Origin of the sequence: Allokutzneria sp. A3M-2-11 16, assembly GCF_024213555.1 — a bacterium.
Taxonomy (GTDB): Bacteria; Actinomycetota; Actinomycetes; order Mycobacteriales; family Pseudonocardiaceae; genus Allokutzneria.
The window spans coordinates 721,817-738,680 of record NZ_JANAVO010000001.1; the positions used below are offsets into that span (position 1 = coordinate 721,817).

The window sequence follows — 16,864 nt, forward strand, 5'->3', positions numbered from 1 at the left end:
GGTGCTGGTGGGCGTTCTGTGCTGGCGACTCCTGGGAAGCCACAGGTTCTACATCGACCTGGAGGTCTACCGCTTCGGTGTGCAGACCCTGTGGAACGGCGGGGACTTGTACGGCCCGATGCCCCCGACTTCGGCCGGTATCGCGTTGCCGTTCATCTACCCGCCGTTCTCCACTGTGGTCTTCGCACCGTTCACGTTGGTGCCTAAGGGAATCGCGGTCATCGCGGCTCTCGTGCTATCGCTTGTCGCCATCGCGGTGACACTGCACCTGGTGTTCGGCCGCGTGCTGCCGGAAGCTGTGTTGCCGGAGAAAGCGATGCGGCGAAGGACCACGCTCACCGCGCTCGTGCTGCCGTTGACGCTCGCCTTGGAGCCGGTGCGCGCGACGATCGAGTTCGGTCAGGTCAACCTGTGGCTGATGGGCCTCGTCGCAGTCGACTGCCTGGCCCGGAAACCACGATGGCCGCGCGGGATGCTGATCGGCATCGCGGCGGCCATCAAGGTGACGCCTGGCGGCTTTATCCTGTTCTTCTTGCTGCGTAAGGACTTTCGAGCTGCTGTGACCACAGTGGTCACGATCGTGGCCACGGCTGCGATCGGCTTCGTGGTGGCTCCGGCGGCATCCGTCCGCTACTGGTCCGACATCGTGCTCGGTGCGTCCGGTCTGAGCGGATCGGCCTTCGCCACCAACCAGACCATCGCTGGCGAGCTGTCGCGGCTCGAAGCGGGACCAGTGCTCACGGCGGCGGTGTGGTGCGTGCTGTTGCCCGCGGTGCTCGCGGCGCTGGTCGTCGTCATCCGTCGCGTCGGCCCGGCTCAGGCGTTGGTGGCCAACGCGGGCGGCGTGCTCGTGTTGTCACCGATCTCGTGGTCCCACCACTGGGTGTGGATCGTGCCCGCGCTCGTGGTTCTGGTGGCGCAGGCACGATCCTGCCTGGCGCTGGTGCCCGTCTTCGTGGTGGGACCGCATTCCCTGCTCCCCGCGGGCGGGCACCGCGAAGCCACCTGGACCTGGTGGCAGCACCTGGTCGGCAACGCCTACCTGCTCATCGCGCTGCTGGCCCTGTTCTGGACCGCGGCGCGGCTCAGCCCATGCTCTTCGCGCCGTCGATCGACTCTCGGATGATGTCCGCGTGCCCGGCGTGCTGGGCGGTCTCCGCGATGATGTGCATGAGCACGCGCCGCGCGGTCCACTTCGCGCCGGGCTCGAACCACGGCGCCACCGGCAGCTCGTGCGCGAGGTCGAGGTCGGGGAGCGTCGCGACCAGCTCGTTCGTCGTTCGGGCGACCTCGTCGTAGCGGGCGAGCAGGTTCTCCACGGTCTGGTCGCCGACCTTGCGGAACCCGTCCGCCCAGTCCTCCCCGGAGTCGTCCCCGGTCATCATGTGCTCGGCCCCGCCGAGCACGAACCGGATCCACCCCTTCTCGACGTTCATGACGTGCTTGATGAGCCCGCCGATGGTCAGCTCGCTCACCGTGCTGCGGTGCCACGCCTGGTCCTCGGTGAGGTCCCGGGCGGTGTTGCGCAGGAAGAACCGGTTCTTGTCCAGCATCGCCACCAGGTCAGCGCGCTCGCCGGTCAGGGTGGTGGTCTCGGTGCTCGTCATGACGTCGTCCTTACTCGGTCCGTTGCTGTTGAGACCAAGGTAGAACCCGTAGCGGACAACTTCGGTCCTAAAGGCGAAAACCCGCGTCCACCAATCTCAGCGCTTCCCTGACGATCAGCTCGGGTTGCTGCAACGGCACCAGGTGATCGGCGCGTTCGGCCACGACGTGCCGCCCTTGCGGGAACCGCTCCGCGAACCGCCGATGCGCCGCGATGAGCACCGGCCGCGGCGGACGCTCAGCCCGCCCGCACCGGCCCGCCGAGATCACGGTGACAGGGATGTCGGGCAGCTCCGTCCCCGCCATCAGCTCCCGAAGGCCCGCCGCCATCGCGAGCACTTCCTCGGCACCCGTCCGGAGTGCGCGGGAGTTGACCTCCTCCGAGATCAGTTCAGCGGCCATCTCCGGCGGGAAGTTCTTGTGCAGCACCTTCATCAGCAGCGGTCGGAGAACACCGGCGAAGGCGGCGCCGAGCGTGTACCCGGTGGCGACCGCACGGGCTCGGGCTCGATCGTGGTAGTCCTCGATCCCCTCTTCCACCTGGTCCACGAGCACCAGTCCGGCGACCATTCCCGGCTGGCGCTGCGCTACCCAGCGCGCGAGCACACCACCGAGGCTGTGTCCTACTAGGACAAAGCGCGTGTCGTGATCGGCGCACAGCACGTCTTCGAGGTCCGTGGCCATGCGGCGCAGCCCGGCGGGCGCGGGATCGCTGCGCCCCAACCCCGCGCGGTCGTAGGCGAGTGTGCGCGTGCGCACCGCGACCTCGCGCTGCACGAGCCCCCAGGTACCGCGATTCGCGCCCATTCCCGCTTCGAAAACGACGGTCGGCGAACCGGTGCCGAGCGTGACGTGGTGCAGGAGCCTGCCGTCCCGGGTTCGCGTGCGGCCGGGCTCCCCGAAAGCACTTCGCCGGAGCATGCGCCCAGTCCACCACGACACGGCCGAATGAACTCGCCGAACACGCCAGGTGGGACAGCGGAAGCACTGCTATCACTGGACAAATGGACCGAATCTCGATCGAGCTCGGCAATGTCCAGGAGACGCTGCTCAGCACTCTCTACGCGCGCGCACTGGAAACCCGGAAGCGGAACGGGATCGTTCGCGACCCCAAAGCCGACGAGATGGTGCGGCGGATCGACTACGACTTCACCAAGTTCGACGGGTCGCCCACACTCATCCCTTCGGTGCTGCGGACGCTGATCCTCGACGAGTGGGTGCGCGGCTTCCTTTCCGCGCACCCACAGGGAACCGTCGTCGAGATCGGCGCCGGGCTGAACTCCCGGTTCGAGCGCGTGGACAACGGGCGGACGCACTGGCTCGACCTGGACCTGCCGGACTCGATGGAACTGCGCAAGCGCTTCTTCACCGAATCCGACCGTCGCCGCATGGTGGCCGCCTCAGTACTGGACGACTCCTGGTACGGCGTTGTCCGAGAACTGCCACCGCCGTATTTCTTCGTCTCCGAGGGCGTTCTGCTCTACCTCCGCGAGGAGGACGTCCGGCGCGCCCTCGGTCAGCTCGCGCGCGGATTTCCCGGCTGCCGCATCGCATTCGACACCGCGGGCCGGTGGATGGTCGAGCACCAGGGCGACGAGATGTTCAGGAAGAAGATCGACGCCCAGTACGCCTGGCACTGCGACGACCCAGGAGTGGTGCAGCGCTGGGATATCGGGCTCCGCCTCGCCGAATCCCGGACGCTGCTCCAGCTCCCCCGCGGGCTCCGCTCCCGTCTGCCGCTGCTCCCCCGCATGGCGATCGCCGGGATCAGGGCGTTCTACGGCCGGAAGGCCCGCGTCTACCTGCTCAACCTGTTCGAGTCTCAGCCGTCCTTGCGGGCCAGCAACCGGTAGGTGTTGCCGCCCTTGCCACGGCGGAGGAACTGGTGGATCACCTTGTCCGCCATGAAGGCCAGCGCGATGAACGGGACGCCGACGGTCAGCACCGCCATGAAGCGGGCGCGACGCCACCAGGTCGGTTCCTTCCTGCTCCACGGCGCACGCGGATCGTTGCCGAGGTGGTTGAAGGTGATCAGCGCGGAGAGCACCAGGTCGTTGGCCTGATTGGCTTCGCCGAGGTGAACGTCCACAGTGGAGAATCCGCGGTCGGCGAGCGCGCGTTCCAGGTTGCGCCACGGGATCATGTGCTGGTGCTGCGGCTGGAACCACGGCATCCACACCCCGCGCAGAATCCTGCCGTAGCGCGATTCCGGGTTGGGCAGTTCGATCAGCAGGTAGCCACCCGCGTCGAGCACCTTGGCCGCGGCGTCCAGTTCCTCGAAGGGCTCCCGGGTGTGCTCCAGGTAGTGGTGCATGCTGATCACGTCGTACTTGCCAGCCAGGTCCTCGGTCAGGTCGGGGAACATCCCCCGGTACCCGTGCTCCACCCAGCCGCGCCGGACCGCTTCGTCGATGCCGTCGGTCATGTCCAGCCCGTGGAACGCGGTCTCGGGCCAGGTTTCCTTGGCCTGGTTGCAGAAGTGCCCGTGACCCGACCCCACGTCCAGCCAGGTCCGCGGCGTCGTGAAGGGCCGCAGCATCTCCGCGCGCGCCTTGTACCCCGCGACGTTGGAGTCGAAGGCAGCCTCGCTGAGCCCGCTCCCGTAACCGTCGTAGCAGTCGCGGTAGTAGAACTCCAGTCCCGCCAACGACAAGCGGGGGTTCTGGAACACGTGGCCGCACTCCCCGCAACGGTCGAGGACGAACTGTCCGGGCTTGTTCTGCATCACGTCGAAACCGCGCACGTGCTCGGAAAGCTCCTCGGAACCGCACCACGGGCAGGTGTGCCTGCGCGGTTCGAAGAAGCGCTTCGTGCCCTCGGCGACATCGCGCTGGTAGCTCTCACGGGTCTCGGCGAACTTCGGGTCGACCGGAACCGGCGTTCGGAGCAAGGTCGCCACCGTTCGGCCCCATCGAACCGGTCCGAGCACCAAGCGGAGCAGTGCGTGGCGGTGCAGGTCCGCCGGGCGGATCGGGCTTCCAGCGAAGATCAGGTACGGCTGGAGGCTGAACGCGACGAGGGCGCCGAGCCCCCACCACGGCGACGCGTACAGCCCGGCGATCAGCAGCGCATAACCGATCGCCGGGCTGACGAGATCCTTGCGGACGCCATAGTACTTCTCCCGCAGCACGTGAACCCGCTGTTCGACGTCTTCCGGCAGCGCGTCGAGGTCCGGGGCGACCGCGTAGTCCGTGCTGGTGCACGCCAACCGTTTCAGTTGGACGGTCAGCTCGGTCAGCTCGGCGCGGGAGAAGCCGTCCGCGCGCTCGATCCCCTCGCGCCGGGCCACGTCCTCGTCAACCAAGGTGGCGTGTCCGGCGCCGCGCGCGTGCGCGAACCGGTCGGCGACGTAGTCCTTGCTCATCCCGCCGTGCGCCAAGTCGATCGCCTGGCCCACCGACAGCCCGCGCGGCACGAGCTCCAGCACCGAGAGGCCGTGCTCCCGAGCCCACGTGCTCGCACTGTCCATTGTGTACTGATCGATGTGAACGCCTTCCGCGGTGAGGAACCGGTGCCGTTCGGCGGCGGGCGAGGCGTCGTCGCTCAGCACGGGCAGCCACGAAACCCGGCCGCGGAGCCGGAAACCGTTGAGCACCAATGCGATTGTCACGATCAGTGGAAGCGCTTCGAACAGGCTCACAGCAGTTTCTCCACGTGGTCGGCCGCCGTCACGGTTCCACCGGCGTCGGCGAAAGAGCTCTGGATCTGTTCGGCCGCAGCGCGGTACCCCGGCTGGTCGAGCACGGACAGGATGGCTTCGCGCAGCTCGGCCGGGCGCACCCGGCCGAAGTGCACCCGACGACCGACACCCGACGCCACCACCTGTTCGGCGATGATCGGCTGGTCGTCTCTGATCGGTGCGACCACCAACGGCAAACCGTTGGCCAGCGACTCGCACACGGTGTTGTGACCGCCGTGGCAGACGACGGCGGCGCTGTGCTTCAACAGGTCCAGCTGCGGCACGAACTCGCGCACGCGCACGTGGTCCGGACTGCGCTCGATGAGGCCGGGCGCCGCGGCGATGCTGACCTGCACTCGGTGGGCGAGCGGTGCGACGGCCTCGACGACGGTGTTGAGGAACCGCCCGTTGTTCTCGCGGTCGATCGTGCCCATCGAGACGAGGACGTGCTGCCGCCGCGGGTCGAGCCAGTCCCAGTCGTAGTCACCGGACTCCACCCGCTTGCCCAGCGACGGCCCGACGAAGACGCACTGGCTCGGCACGGTGGCGTTCATCCCGACGAAGCTCTCCGTGGTGTAGGCGAGCACGAGGTGCTCGGAGAACCGCAGATCGCCGAGCGCGGCGTCGTCGGAGCGGATTCCCTGCGCCCGCTGGAGCTCGTCGAGCTGGGCGCGGACCCACTCGCCGAACTTGGGGACCATCGTGAACGGGTTGGTCAGTTCGGCGGACGTGGTCGCCGAGGTGATCCACGGCAGGCGGTGCTTGCGCGCGATGAGCGCACCGGCGAGCGCCTGCTGGTCGACCACGAGCAGGTCCGCGCCGAACTCGTGCACGGCCGCCTCGACCCCGGCGATCATCCGCCCGGCCAGCGGGACGAGGAAGTCCTTCCACAGGAACTGGAACGCCGCCGGGCCGCGCAGCCCGCGCGAGCGCTCGTAGGTCTCGGTCAGCCAGGTCTCCGAACCCGGCCGCTCTGCGGGGAACAGGGTCAGTTCCGGTGGCAGCAACCGGCACGCGACCTCGGTGTGGCCGACCCACGCGACGTCGTGCCCGCGCTCCGCCAGCTCCTGCCCCAGCGCCACCGTCGGCAGGACGTGCCCGGCCAGTGGCGGCACCACGAACAGGATCCGGCTCATGACAACCACGTCCTCAGCTGCTCACGAACCTGGCCGGACGCCTGGGTGAGCATCATGTGCGACTGTCCTTCCAGGACGGTCAGCTCGAAGTGGGGGAGGTGCTTCTGCAACAGGCTCGCGTCGGGCAGGAGGTCCGACTCGCTGCCGAAGAGCGCGTGCACCGGGGCCTCGACCGCGGCGAAGCGCTCGGGGGTGAAGGGCCGCTCGGCCGCCATGTCGGCGAGCAGGCTCGTCTCGTGGAACAGGCCGAGGAACTGCTTGGTGAGGTTGTCCCACTTGCGGCCCTTGAGGTGGCGGAGCCGGTCGTCGTAGGCGCCGGTCCGCGCGATCGACAGGGTTTCCACGACCCGGTCGCCCCAGCCCTCGCTCGGCACGACCGGCTCGATCAGCAGCAGGCCCGCGGCCCGGTCGGGGTGCTCTGCCGCGTAGGCCAGCGCCAGTAACCCGCCGTAGCTGTTGCCGACCAGGTGCACCGGGCCGCGCACGTCCAACGCCGTGATCAACGCACTGAGGTCGGCGACCGAATCGTTCAGGGTGTACCCGGTCGCGGGCCGCTCGGAGCGCCCGTGCCCGCGCTGGTCGTAGCAGATGGTGTGGGCGCCGAGGTCCGCCGTCGTGGTGGCCAGCGTCAGGTAGAGGCTGGAGAGGTTGTCCACGACGAGGCCGTGCAGGAACAGCACCGTCGGCCGGTCATCGGCGGACCCCGGATCGGAGTTCGAGAGCCGCTGAACGTGGAAACGAAGGTTGTTCGCGTGAACCTCAGTCACGGGCCACGCAGCCGGAGATGTAGGTGACGAGCTCGCCCACGGTGAGCTCGGCGACTTCGGCAACCTCCTTGTCGCCGAGGAAGGCCGCGAAGTTCACCGTGTTCCCGTAGTGCTCCCGGAGTTTCGCCGAGAGGGTCACGAACTCGATGCTTTCCAGTTCGAGATCGCGGTTGAACGAGGTGTCCATGTCGATGTCGACGGCCAGGGCGTAATCCTCGCCGATGACCTCGACCAGCATGTGGCGCACCGTGGTGAGCACGGCGGATTCCGCCGCGTAATCGCCGACGACGTCCGTCAGTTCGGTGGAACTCATTCATCCTCCTTGACGTCCAGCGCACGAGAAGGACTCCCCGCCGCGCAGGGAGAGAGCAGGCGGTGACCGGGTTTGCCTTTGCCCCGGCAAACCGACCCGGAATGGGCTCTGGGGCCCGCTCCTCGGTCACTACCGTGCGGGAGGACGATTGATCTCGCTTGTCGGCACTCCGGCTTTCGCGCTAAATCAACCCGTTTGAATGACGTAGCAAACAGTTGGGTTTTAAGCGACCGGTCCCGGCCAGCCCGCCGCGCCGAGTTCCCGGGAGATCGCCCGCGCGGTGTCGCGGACCGCCGCGCGGACGGACTCCGCGGGCGGCCATTCGGACATCGGGACGACCACGCCGATCGCCCCGGCGGGCGCGCCGGAGGCGTCGAAGACCGGCGCGGCGGCCCCGCACTCGCCGAGCACCGCCTCCTCCCGCTCGACGGCGTAGGCGTCCACGCGCACCCGCTCCAGGTGTTCGGCCAGGTCATCCGGTTCGGTGATGGTCTCAGCGGTCATGCTGCGCAGCGGCCCGTCGCCGAGGAGCGCACGCGCACGGCCTGGCAGGTAGGCGAGCGCGGCCTTGCCGAGCGCGCAGGCGTGCGCGGGGATGACGATGCCGACCTCGGGCATCTGGCGCGAGCCGTCCGGCCGCGGCGAGTGGTGCACGACCAGCACCTCGTCCAGCATCAGGACTCCGGTCCGCACCGCGAAGCCGGTCCGGCCCGCCAGCTCGTCCGCCCACGCCGCCGCGTGCGACCGCAGCTCGAGCGTGTGCAGGTAGACGGTGCCGAGCTTGAGGACGGCGGGCCCGAGCCGGTACTGCGCCGACGCCCGGTCCTGCACCACCATGCCGTGCGCGACCAGCGTCTTCACGATGCCGTGGACCGTGGACGGCGGGAGTTCGAGCCGGGCGGAGAGCTCCGAGAGGCTGATCCGGCGGGCACCGTGCAGAACGCCGAGAACGCGGACGGCGCGGTCGACGGACTGGATCACCGCGTCCTCCCTGGCGTGAGGGCAAGGACTTTACAACACCGTCAACCGGGGCTACCGTCCGTTCATCATTTCGACATTGTCGAAATGATTTCTGACTCACGAATGCCCCACGACGGGAGAGCGATGAGCGCACGGCAGTTCGTCAACGATCCTGACGAATTCGTTTCCCAGGCGCTGGAGGGGCTCCAGCTGGCGCATCCGCACCTGGTCCAGGTCAGCACGGACCCGGCGCTGGTGGTGCGCGTCGCGAAGGACGGCGAGCCACCGAAGGTCGCACTGGTCTCCGGCGGCGGCTCCGGTCACGAACCACTGCACACCGGCTTCGTCGGACCGGGGATGCTCGACGCGGCCGTGCCGGGCGCGGTGTTCGCGAGCCCGACCGCGTACCAGGTCCGCGCGGGCATCAAGGCCGCCGACCGCGGTCGCGGGGTCCTGCTGATCGTGAAGAACTACACCGGCGACGTGCTCAACTTCTCCATCGCCGCGGAGCTCGCCCGCGAGGAGGACATCGAGGTGGAGATCGTCCTGGTCGACGACGACCTCGCGACGGACGGCGGCGACGAAGGCGGTCCGGGGCGCAGGGGAACGGCCGCGGTGGTCGCGGTGGAGAAGATCTGCGGTGCTGCCGCGGAGCGCGGCGCGTCCCTGGCGGAGCTGGCCGAACTCGGCAGGCGCGTGGTCTCGAACTCGCGCACGATGGCGCTCGCGCTCCAGGCGTGCACCCACCCCGGGCAGCAGCGCCCGTCCTTCGACCTGGCCGACGACGAGGTGGAGTTCGGGGTCGGCATTCACGGCGAGCGCGGCATCGGGCAGCGGCCTTTCGGCCCCGCGAGCGAACTCGTTCCCGCGCTTGCCAAGCCCATTATCGATGCGCTCGGCCTCGCGCGCGGCGACTCGGTGATCGCGATCGTCAATGGCCTCGGATCGACGCACGCGCTTGAGCTTTCTGTTGTGCACCGCGAGCTTTCCGCGTTCTTGGACGGCATCGGTGTGCGCATCGAGCGCGCGCTCGTCGGCTCGTACGTGACGGCGCTCGACATGCGCGGCTGCTCGATCACGTTGGTGCGCTGCGATTCCACGCTGCTCGAACTGTGGAACGCGCCGGTCCGTACGCCCGCACTCGCCTGGTGACAAGGAGCCCGAGATGACCACCCTCACCACCGAACACGCTCGTGCTTGGGCCGACCGGTTCGTCGCTGTGGGCGCCGAGCGCGACACCGAACTGACGGAGCTCGACCGCAAGGCGGGCGACGGCGACTACGGCACGAACCTCCGCTCCGCGTTGCGCAGAGCTGCGGTCAACCTGTCGGCCGGGCCCGCGTCTCCGCACGAGGTGTTCCTCGCCGTGTCGGAGGCATTCCTGAACACGGGTGGCACCAGCGGCCCGTTGTTCGGCATGTGGTTCCGGGAATTCGCCAAGGCCGCCAAGGAAAAGGACGTCACGGCCGCAGTGCTCGGGGAAGCCGCGACGAACGCTGTGGCGGTCGTGCAGCGCCTGGGCAAGGCGGAGGTCGGCCACAAGACGATGGTGGACGCGATGGTTCCCGCCGCCGAAGCCCTCACCGCCGCGGCCGCGCGCGGAGCCGGCGTCTCCGACGCCCTGGCCGAAGCCGCGTCCGCCGCGCACGCGGGCGCCGCCTCGACGGAGAAGCTGCTCGCCAAACGCGGGCGCGCGAGCTACGTCGGAGAACACGCGCGCGGCGTAATCGACCCGGGAGCCCTAACGGTCGCCTACTTCTTCGACGCCGCCGCACCCCCTCGCAACTGACCCTCCACATCTCAGCCGCAGTTGGGGCGTCTTCAAGTACCACGCACCCCGCCGATGATCACCGCAAACCGCCCCCAACCCCCGCCGGACTCCGCCGGGGGTTGGGGGCGGTTTGAGACGTTCTGGGAGGGGGTCGGGGGTACTTGAAGACGCCCGAACCTGGGTGGCGAGGAGGGGGCGGGGATTGGGTTGAGGGGGTCGGAGTGTCGTAGGTGGGTGATAGGAAAGCTGAGTGATCTCTGACGCCGGCAACTCGTTCGACGATCTTGACGCCTATATCGCCCTGCCTCGGATCGAAGGGCTTCGGCTCGCACCGGATGGGCGCAGGCTCGTGGTGGGCGTGGCGCTGCCGGATGCGGAGAACGCCCGCTACACCAAGGCGTTGTGGGAGGTCGACCCGGACGGTCAGCGTCCGGCGCGGCGGTTGACCCGCAGTGAGCAGGGCGAGTCGGCGGTGGCGTTCGGACCCGACGGGGACCTGCTCTTCGTGTCGTCGCGGCCGCGTCCTGACAGTGGTGAGGACGCGGCCAAGACGGCGCTGTGGTCGCTGCCCGTGAACGGCGGCGAGGCGCGGGTGATCGCGAGTCCCGCCGGTGGTGTTCACGGTGTCGTGGTCAGCGAGAGCGGGACCGTCGTGTTCGGCTCGGACATGATGCCTTCCGCCACCGACTTCGCCTCGGACAAGGAGATCCGGTCAGCCCGGCGGAAAGCGGGCGTATCGGCGATCCTGCACGAGGAGAACCCGATCCGGTGCTGGGACCACGACCTCGGACCGGATCGCACCCGGCTCCTGGCGACCAGCCTGAACGGTGACGACGCGAAGATCACCGATGTCACCGGGCACGTCGGCCGGGCCCTGTGGGAAAGCAGCTCCTGGGACATCACTCCGGACGGCGGCACCGTGGTCGCCTCGTGGGCGGTCGCCGAGGCCGGAGGCGCACAGCGGCAGGTGCTCGTCGCGATCGACCTGGCGACCGGAGACCGGCGCACGCTCGCCGACGATGTCGCACACCAATACGGCGCACCCCGGGTGTCGCCGGACGGTGTGCACGCCGCGTTCGAGGTCAACGAGCGGTGCTCTCCGGACGGACCCGGGGACAACTGGCTGGCCGTCATCCCGGTCGCGGGCGGCGAGGTGCGCCACGTCGCGAAGAACTGGGACCGCTGGCCGCACATCGCCTGCTGGAGCCCGGATGGCGCCAGTCTGCTGGTCGTCGCCGCCGACAACGGACGCGCTCCCGTGTGGCGGGTGGACGTCGAGACCGGGGAGGCAACCCGCCTCACCACGGACGATGCCGCGTACTCCGACGTCCAGGTCTCGCCGGACGGCAAGATCTACGCGCTGCGCTCCGCAGTGGACAGCCCGCCCGCGCCGGTCCGGATCGGCGAGTCCGGCGCAGAGCCGCTGCGCGGGCCCGCCGAGGCGCTCAAGGCCAGGTACGACCTGCCGGGACGGCTGGAAGAAATCACGATCACCGCCGAGGACGGCACCCCGGTGCGCGGGTGGCTCGCGCTGCCGCACGACGCGAGCGCGGACGCGCCCGCACCGCTCGTGCTGAAGATCCACGGCGGGCCGATCATGTCGGTCAACTCCTGGTCGTGGCGGGCCAACCCGTGGGTCTACGTCGCCAAGGGATACGCCGTGCTGATGCCCGATTTCGCGCTCTCCATCGGCTACGGCCTGGACTTCGTGCGCCGCGGCTGGGGCCAGTGGGGCGGCAAGCCCTACACGGACCTGATGGAGATGACCGACGCCGCGCAGGGGCGGGCCGACGTGGACTCCTCCCGGGCGGCGGTGGTCGGCGGTTCCTTCGGCGGCTACATGGCGAACTGGGTCGCCGGGCACACCGACCGGTTCTCCGCGATCGCCAGCCATGCGTCCGTGTGGCGCCTGGACACCGCGGCCGACCTGGAATACGAGTTCCGCAGGGAAATGACGCCGGAGGTGATGGACGCCAACTCCCCGCACAACTTCGTCGACGCGATCACCACGCCGATGCTGCTGCTGCACGGTGATCGGGACTACCGCGTGCCGATCGGCGAGGCGATGCGGCTGTGGTGGGACCTCGTGGCCCGGCTGCGGGCCGAGGACGGGTCCGGTCCGCACAAGTTCCTGTACTTCCCGGACGAGAACCACTGGGTCCTGACGCCGACCCATTCGAAGATCTGGTTCTCGACGATCCTCGCGTTCTTCGACCACCACGTGCTCGGAAAGGACTGGCAGCGCCCGGACCTGCTGGGCTGACTCACGCGAAGCGGTATCTTGGCGCGCAGATCGCGGGCGACGTCGGGGAGTGCCATGGCTCGGCTCAGCAGGGCGCAAACGCAGGAGAACAACCGCGCCAAGATCCTCGCCGCGGCACGGGAGGAGTTCGCCGAACGCGGCTTTCGCGATGCCAAGATCGACGTCATCGCCGAACGCGCCGGTTTCACCAGGGGCGCGGTCTACTCCAACTTCCCCGGCAAGCGGGCGCTCTATTTCGCGGTGCTGGCCGACCTCGCGGAAAAGACCCCGGCGCCGCCGCACGCGGAGCCGGGGCTGACCGCGGGGGAAGCGCTGGGGGCGCTCGCCCGCACCTGGGTGGCGCGGCTGCCGCTGGCCGACATCGGCGAACGAGACGGTTCAGCGCGGCTGAGCATGGACCTGATGCCGGAGGTCACGGCCGAAACCCGCACGCGCCTGCCCTACGCACAACTCCAGCGGCTGAACGCGATTCTGCTCGGTCTCGCACTGGAACGCCTGGAGCCGCGTCGCGGCCGCATGGTGCGAATCGCCGAAACGGTGTTGACCACGCTGCACGGGGCAACGCAGATGGCCGCCGCCGCGCCGGGTTTCGTGGAGCCCTTCAACGTCGTCAAGGCGTGCGAGCAACTGGCGGGCGTCGATCTCGCCGATTCCTGGCCCACGCCACCGATCATCGCGCCGGTCCAGCACGTCGACGAAGCCTGGTCACCGCCTTCCGCGATCGATTCGCTGCGCATGGGGGCCGCGACCTTGGACGGGGACGGAGTCGTTGCGGTGCTTGGGTTGCACCGGCTCTCCGCGGCGGAGGAAGCCGTGCGCGCCGCCCGGGCTAACGACACGATCACCATCGCGGTCGTGACGAGCGACCCGGCCGAACTCACGCCGCTGGCCCGGCTCGCGATCGCGGAACTGTGGCACTGCCTCCGGCAGGCATTCCCAAGCCCCGCGTGGCCGAGCATCCAGCTGGTCTTCGACGCCGACCGGGAACTCGCCGCGGCCGCGGGCATGCACGCCGTCAGCGACACGACGGAGGTGGCGGTGCGGATCACCGATCACCGGATCACCGCCCGCGCAGAAGGATTCGGCGCGTGCCACGCCGCCACCTCCGTCGCTGTCGAAGCCGAAGCTGATCACTCGGCGAGGAACTCCGGCCGCACCTGACTCAGGTACTCCGCGTCGGCGACGACCTCGATCGCCACGATCCGTCCCGCCGCCACGACGAAGTCCAGGACCACCCGTGGCGTGCCATCCGGTGCCCAGACCGCGCCGACGACGCCGTCCACCAGCGCGGGCTGAGCACCCTGCGCGCGGCCGACGAACGCGTCGGCCACCGCCCCGGCACCACGGACCTCGCTTGCCAGTGGCGGAGCGCCTTGTTCTTGGGCCGCAACGGAAAGCGCGACGGCGATCTCGTCAGCGCGGAGCACGACGTCCGGATCGAGCACGGCGAGCAGCGCTTGGAAGTCGCCGTTGCGGGAGGCCGCGAGGAACGCCTCGACGACCTCCCGCTGCCGCGCCTGGTCCGCCGCACCCCCGGGCGCGGAGCCGCGCACCCGCCTGCGCGCGCGGCTCGCCAACTGCCTCGCCGCGGCGGGACTGCGGCCGACGATCAGCGCGATCTCCTCGAACGGCACGCCGAACAGGTCGTGCAGGACGAACGCGAGCCGCTCCGCGGGTGCGAGGGTGTCCAGCACCACGAGGAGCGCGAGGCCGACCGAATCCGCCTGGAGCGCTTGGGATTCGGGGTCGACGCGGTCGACCTGCTCCGGCACCTGTTCGCCCAGTGGCTCCTCTCGCCGTGAGGCGCGAGAACGCAGCACGTCCAAGCACACCCGACCGACAACGGTGGTGAGCCACCCGCTCAGGTTGCGCACCTCGCTCGTGTCGGTGCGGCTCAGCCGCAACCACGTCTCCTGCACGGCGTCCTCGGCCTCGGCCACGGAGCCGAGCATCCTGAACGCCACCGCGCGCAGGTGACCGCGGTTCTCCTCGAACCGCTCCGCCAGCCAGTCGTCGTCCACGCGTCACATCCTCCGCTCCTGATCGCCACAACACTGACGATCAGCAGCGAGGAATTGTGACTTGCCCTGCTCAGGCCGCGTTCCGCCCCCTGCCGAGGCCGCCGGACCGACCGGCGACGACGCCGAGCGCGATCATGCCGAGGGCGAGCACGAGGTGCAGCCAGTTGTCCGCGGCGTTGAGCGGCACGAAGTTGGCGCCGCTGTCCTGGTCGATCACCAGGCCGTAGAGCCACAGGACCAGGTACACCAGCCCGCCGCCGATGAGGAACGCCTTGGCACCGGAAGCACTCCTGGCCATCGCCAGCCCGGCGACCCCGAACAGCAGGTGGACGATGTTGTGCAGGATCGACACCTGGAACACGCCGAGGAGCAGTGCCTCGGAGTGGTGGCCGGCGAACTGCAAGGTCTCGTAGTTCGTGGTCACCCCGGGGATGAACCCGAGGACGCCGACGAGCAGGAACACCACTCCGACGATCATCGCGAGTGTCTGCACGAGTGAGCGCGATCCGGTGGTCGGCACGTGAGAGGTGGACACAACTCCTCCATTGGTGCTCTCGGCAACGCCTTTGTCGCCGTGTGCCCGACGTCTACCCGCCTCGCGGCGCCGTACACGCCGTCCACCGATCGCAACCCACTCGGTACAGCAGGGCGATCACGTGAGCCGCGCGTCGCGCCACCAGCGCCGCCCGGCCTCCGGCAGCGTGGAAATCGGGTCGTAGAACTCATAACGCCTGGTCAAAGCCTCAGGATCGTTGTCCTCGATGCCGGTGCGGTAGTTCTTCGTCCAGTACGAGATCCCGCGTTCCCGGTCGTAGTCGACGACCTGGTTCACCCAGCGCTTGCCGACGTAGGGCACGTCGCAGACGATCCGCGGCGTGGCGTAGCCGGGCAGGTAGCCCAGGATCGCCCCCTGGAGCCGCAGCGCCTCGTCGACGCTGGTCCGCCAGTGCTCGGAGTTGGGGATCATGTCGCACATGTAGAAGTAGTACGGCAGGATGCTCGCTTCCCCTTGCAGCGCAAAGCAAAGGTCCAGCAACGCCTCGGGGGTGTCGTTCACCCCGCGCAGCAGCACACCCTGGTTCCGCACATCGCGGACGCCCGCGGCGATGACCGCCTGCGCGGCCTCGGCGACCAGCGGGGTCACCGACTGCACGTGGTTCGCGTGCGTGTGCACCGCCAGGTTGACCCCGCGCCGCATCGCCGTACCCGCGATGCGCGCCATGCCTTCGACGACCCGCGGCGCCAACCAGTGCTGGGGCAGGCCCACCAGCGCCTTCGACGCCAGCCTGATGTCGCGGATCGTCTCGATCTCCAGCAGCCGCATGACGAAGGACTCCAGCTGCGGCCACGGCACGTTCGCCACGTCACCCCCCGAGACGACCACGTCCCGCACGCCCGGGGTGCGCCTGAGGTAGTCGATCATCTGGTCCTGGCGGTCCACCGGCTTCAGCGACAGCTTGAGCTTGGCGACCTGCGGAGTGGAGTTGCCGACCAGGTCCATCCGGGTGCAGTGACCGCAGTACTGCGGGCAGGTCGAGATCAGTTCGGCCAGCACCTTGGTCGGGTAGCGGTGGGTCAGCCCCTCGACGACCCACATCTCCGCCTCGTGCAGCGAATCCCGGCTGGCGTGCGGGTGACTGGGCCATTCGGGGTCGCGATCGGAGAACACCGGCAGCATGTAGCGCCGGATGGGATCGGCGTAGAAAGCCTCGGTCATCTCCGGCGCACCGCTCGCGCCGGGAGCCATCGTGTTGAGCATCTGCGGTGGCAACAACATCGACATCGTCGCTGATTTCTGCTGATCAGCCGCGAGATCCTCGAAGAACCGCTCGTCGAGCAGATCCCCGGTCAGCGCGCGCAACTGCTTGATGTTGCGCACGCAATGGACGCGTTGCCATTGCGGGTCACGCCACTCCCGTTCCGTCACCTCACGCCATCCGGGAAACCGTCGCCAATCGGGCTCGGCGAGCGTTCGCCTGCGGTAGGCATACGGCTGACCATCCCCGGTGACCTGGCCTTCTGCGGGTTTGAGCACGCGCGTCATGGATTTCCTCATCGGAAGAGTGTCACTAGACAAATCACTCGACTTCCCGTCGATATTGCGAATCCTAGCGACAGCCGCGCAGTGCGGAAAGGTTCTTTCAGAATTCCTTCAGGAAGTCTTCCTACGGTAACCATTGAGCCATTGAACTGCCCGGCTGAGAAATTCCTGGGAATCCTGAAAGAAACGTGTGAAAGCTGGGAGAACCCTGGGAGAAGGCTGGGAAGAACGCAGATCGCTGCACTTGCACACAATTTTCCGAATGTGGCGAGGTCAGCACTGCCAGCCAGGGAGGTGCCGTGGGAAAT

At 68.7% G+C, this 16,864-nt stretch carries 16 protein-coding genes; 6 read left to right on the forward strand and 10 right to left on the reverse strand.

All coding sequences use genetic code 11. The features are described from left to right. Nucleotide 1: 1 nt before the first annotated feature. The gene (locus NLX83_RS03625) at nucleotides 2-1,126 is read left to right on the forward strand and encodes a glycosyltransferase 87 family protein (RefSeq protein ID WP_254233437.1); all 1,125 of its coding nucleotides are present in this window, start codon (nucleotides 2-4) and stop codon (nucleotides 1,124-1,126) included. Here the strand turns inward: NLX83_RS03625 and NLX83_RS03630 are convergent. Continuing rightward, nucleotides 1,086-1,607, reverse strand: a complete 522-nt coding sequence (locus NLX83_RS03630; protein ID WP_254233438.1) for a DinB family protein — start codon at nucleotides 1,605-1,607, stop codon at nucleotides 1,086-1,088. The two genes, NLX83_RS03625 and NLX83_RS03630, sit on opposite strands and share 41 nt — an antisense overlap. Nucleotides 1,608-1,674: 67 nt before the next feature. Continuing rightward, entirely contained in the window at nucleotides 1,675-2,526 is an 852-nt protein-coding gene (locus NLX83_RS03635; RefSeq protein ID WP_254233439.1) for an alpha/beta fold hydrolase, read from the reverse strand. Nucleotides 2,527-2,609: 83 nt separating this feature from the next. Between NLX83_RS03635 and NLX83_RS03640 the strand changes: the two genes are divergently transcribed. Next, nucleotides 2,610-3,458 carry a class I SAM-dependent methyltransferase gene (locus tag NLX83_RS03640; protein WP_254233440.1) on the forward strand — a complete coding sequence of 283 codons (849 nt, stop codon included), beginning with the start codon at nucleotides 2,610-2,612 and terminating at the stop codon, nucleotides 3,456-3,458. Here NLX83_RS03640 and NLX83_RS03645 read toward each other — a convergent pair. From NLX83_RS03645 to NLX83_RS41740, 5 genes are all read right to left on the reverse strand, one after another. After that, a complete protein-coding gene (locus tag NLX83_RS03645; RefSeq protein WP_254233441.1) occupies nucleotides 3,428-5,245 on the reverse strand; it encodes a class I SAM-dependent methyltransferase in 1,818 nt (605 codons plus the stop codon). The genes NLX83_RS03640 and NLX83_RS03645 overlap by 31 nt on opposite strands. After that, nucleotides 5,242-6,420 (reverse strand): glycosyltransferase, encoded by a 1,179-nt coding sequence (locus NLX83_RS03650; RefSeq protein ID WP_254233442.1) that lies wholly within the window; start codon nucleotides 6,418-6,420, stop codon nucleotides 5,242-5,244. Before NLX83_RS03650 ends, NLX83_RS03645 begins: the two co-directional genes overlap by 4 nt. After that, the gene (locus NLX83_RS03655) at nucleotides 6,417-7,187 is read right to left on the reverse strand and encodes an alpha/beta fold hydrolase (RefSeq protein ID WP_254233443.1); all 771 of its coding nucleotides are present in this window, start codon (nucleotides 7,185-7,187) and stop codon (nucleotides 6,417-6,419) included. Before NLX83_RS03655 ends, NLX83_RS03650 begins: the two co-directional genes overlap by 4 nt. Beyond that, on the reverse strand, nucleotides 7,180-7,500 hold the full coding sequence (locus tag NLX83_RS03660) for an acyl carrier protein (protein ID WP_254233444.1): 321 nt from the start codon (nucleotides 7,498-7,500) through the stop codon (nucleotides 7,180-7,182). Before NLX83_RS03660 ends, NLX83_RS03655 begins: the two co-directional genes overlap by 8 nt. A 222-nt stretch (nucleotides 7,501-7,722) precedes the next feature. Next, nucleotides 7,723-8,481, reverse strand: coding sequence for an IclR family transcriptional regulator (locus tag NLX83_RS41740; RefSeq protein ID WP_254233445.1), 759 nt, complete (start codon nucleotides 8,479-8,481; stop codon nucleotides 7,723-7,725). Nucleotides 8,482-8,604: 123 nt separating this feature from the next. Between NLX83_RS41740 and NLX83_RS03670 the strand changes: the two genes are divergently transcribed. The 4 genes from NLX83_RS03670 to NLX83_RS03685 all read left to right on the forward strand — a co-directional run bounded on the left by NLX83_RS03670 (nucleotide 8,605) and on the right by NLX83_RS03685 (nucleotide 13,655). Continuing rightward, on the forward strand, nucleotides 8,605-9,612 hold the full coding sequence (locus NLX83_RS03670; RefSeq protein ID WP_254233446.1) for a dihydroxyacetone kinase subunit DhaK: 1,008 nt from the start codon (nucleotides 8,605-8,607) through the stop codon (nucleotides 9,610-9,612). A gap of 13 nt (nucleotides 9,613-9,625) precedes the next feature. Continuing rightward, nucleotides 9,626-10,249 (forward strand): dihydroxyacetone kinase subunit DhaL, encoded by a 624-nt coding sequence (dhaL, locus tag NLX83_RS03675; protein ID WP_254233447.1) that lies wholly within the window; start codon nucleotides 9,626-9,628, stop codon nucleotides 10,247-10,249. 232 nt (nucleotides 10,250-10,481) lie between these two features. Next, nucleotides 10,482-12,494, forward strand: coding sequence for a S9 family peptidase (locus NLX83_RS03680; protein WP_254233448.1), 2,013 nt, complete (start codon nucleotides 10,482-10,484; stop codon nucleotides 12,492-12,494). Between the two features lie 54 nt (nucleotides 12,495-12,548). Continuing rightward, on the forward strand, nucleotides 12,549-13,655 hold the full coding sequence (locus NLX83_RS03685; protein ID WP_254233449.1) for a TetR/AcrR family transcriptional regulator: 1,107 nt from the start codon (nucleotides 12,549-12,551) through the stop codon (nucleotides 13,653-13,655). Here the strand turns inward: NLX83_RS03685 and NLX83_RS03690 are convergent. From NLX83_RS03690 to NLX83_RS03700, 3 genes are all read right to left on the reverse strand, one after another. Continuing rightward, nucleotides 13,625-14,515 carry a sigma-70 family RNA polymerase sigma factor gene (locus NLX83_RS03690; protein WP_254233450.1) on the reverse strand — a complete coding sequence of 297 codons (891 nt, stop codon included), beginning with the start codon at nucleotides 14,513-14,515 and terminating at the stop codon, nucleotides 13,625-13,627. The genes NLX83_RS03685 and NLX83_RS03690 overlap by 31 nt on opposite strands. 70 nt (nucleotides 14,516-14,585) lie before the next feature. Next, entirely contained in the window at nucleotides 14,586-14,993 is a 408-nt protein-coding gene (locus tag NLX83_RS03695; protein WP_254236067.1) for a DUF4383 domain-containing protein, read from the reverse strand. A 174-nt stretch (nucleotides 14,994-15,167) separates the two neighbouring features. After that, entirely contained in the window at nucleotides 15,168-16,571 is a 1,404-nt protein-coding gene (locus NLX83_RS03700; protein ID WP_374118646.1) for a KamA family radical SAM protein, read from the reverse strand. Between the last annotated feature and the right edge of the window lie 293 nt (nucleotides 16,572-16,864).

Bases quoted from the DNA above. Each gene is read 5' to 3' on its own strand.
- NLX83_RS03685 (WP_254233449.1), top strand. From the start codon at position 12,549: ATGGCTCGGCTCAGCAGGGCGCAAACGCAGGAGAACAACCGCGCCAAG.
- NLX83_RS03635 (WP_254233439.1), bottom strand. From the start codon at position 2,526: ATGCTCCGGCGAAGTGCTTTCGGGGAGCCCGGCCGCACGCGAACCCGG.
- NLX83_RS03640 (WP_254233440.1), top strand. From the start codon at position 2,610: ATGGACCGAATCTCGATCGAGCTCGGCAATGTCCAGGAGACGCTGCTC.
- NLX83_RS03650 (WP_254233442.1), bottom strand. From the start codon at position 6,420: ATGAGCCGGATCCTGTTCGTGGTGCCGCCACTGGCCGGGCACGTCCTG.
- NLX83_RS03695 (WP_254236067.1), bottom strand. From the start codon at position 14,993: ATGATCGTCGGAGTGGTGTTCCTGCTCGTCGGCGTCCTCGGGTTCATC.
- NLX83_RS03660 (WP_254233444.1), bottom strand. From the start codon at position 7,500: ATGAGTTCCACCGAACTGACGGACGTCGTCGGCGATTACGCGGCGGAA.
- NLX83_RS03700 (WP_374118646.1), bottom strand. From the start codon at position 16,571: ATGAGGAAATCCATGACGCGCGTGCTCAAACCCGCAGAAGGCCAGGTC.
- NLX83_RS03670 (WP_254233446.1), top strand. From the start codon at position 8,605: ATGAGCGCACGGCAGTTCGTCAACGATCCTGACGAATTCGTTTCCCAG.
- NLX83_RS03630 (WP_254233438.1), bottom strand. From the start codon at position 1,607: ATGACGAGCACCGAGACCACCACCCTGACCGGCGAGCGCGCTGACCTG.
- dhaL (WP_254233447.1), top strand. From the start codon at position 9,626: ATGACCACCCTCACCACCGAACACGCTCGTGCTTGGGCCGACCGGTTC.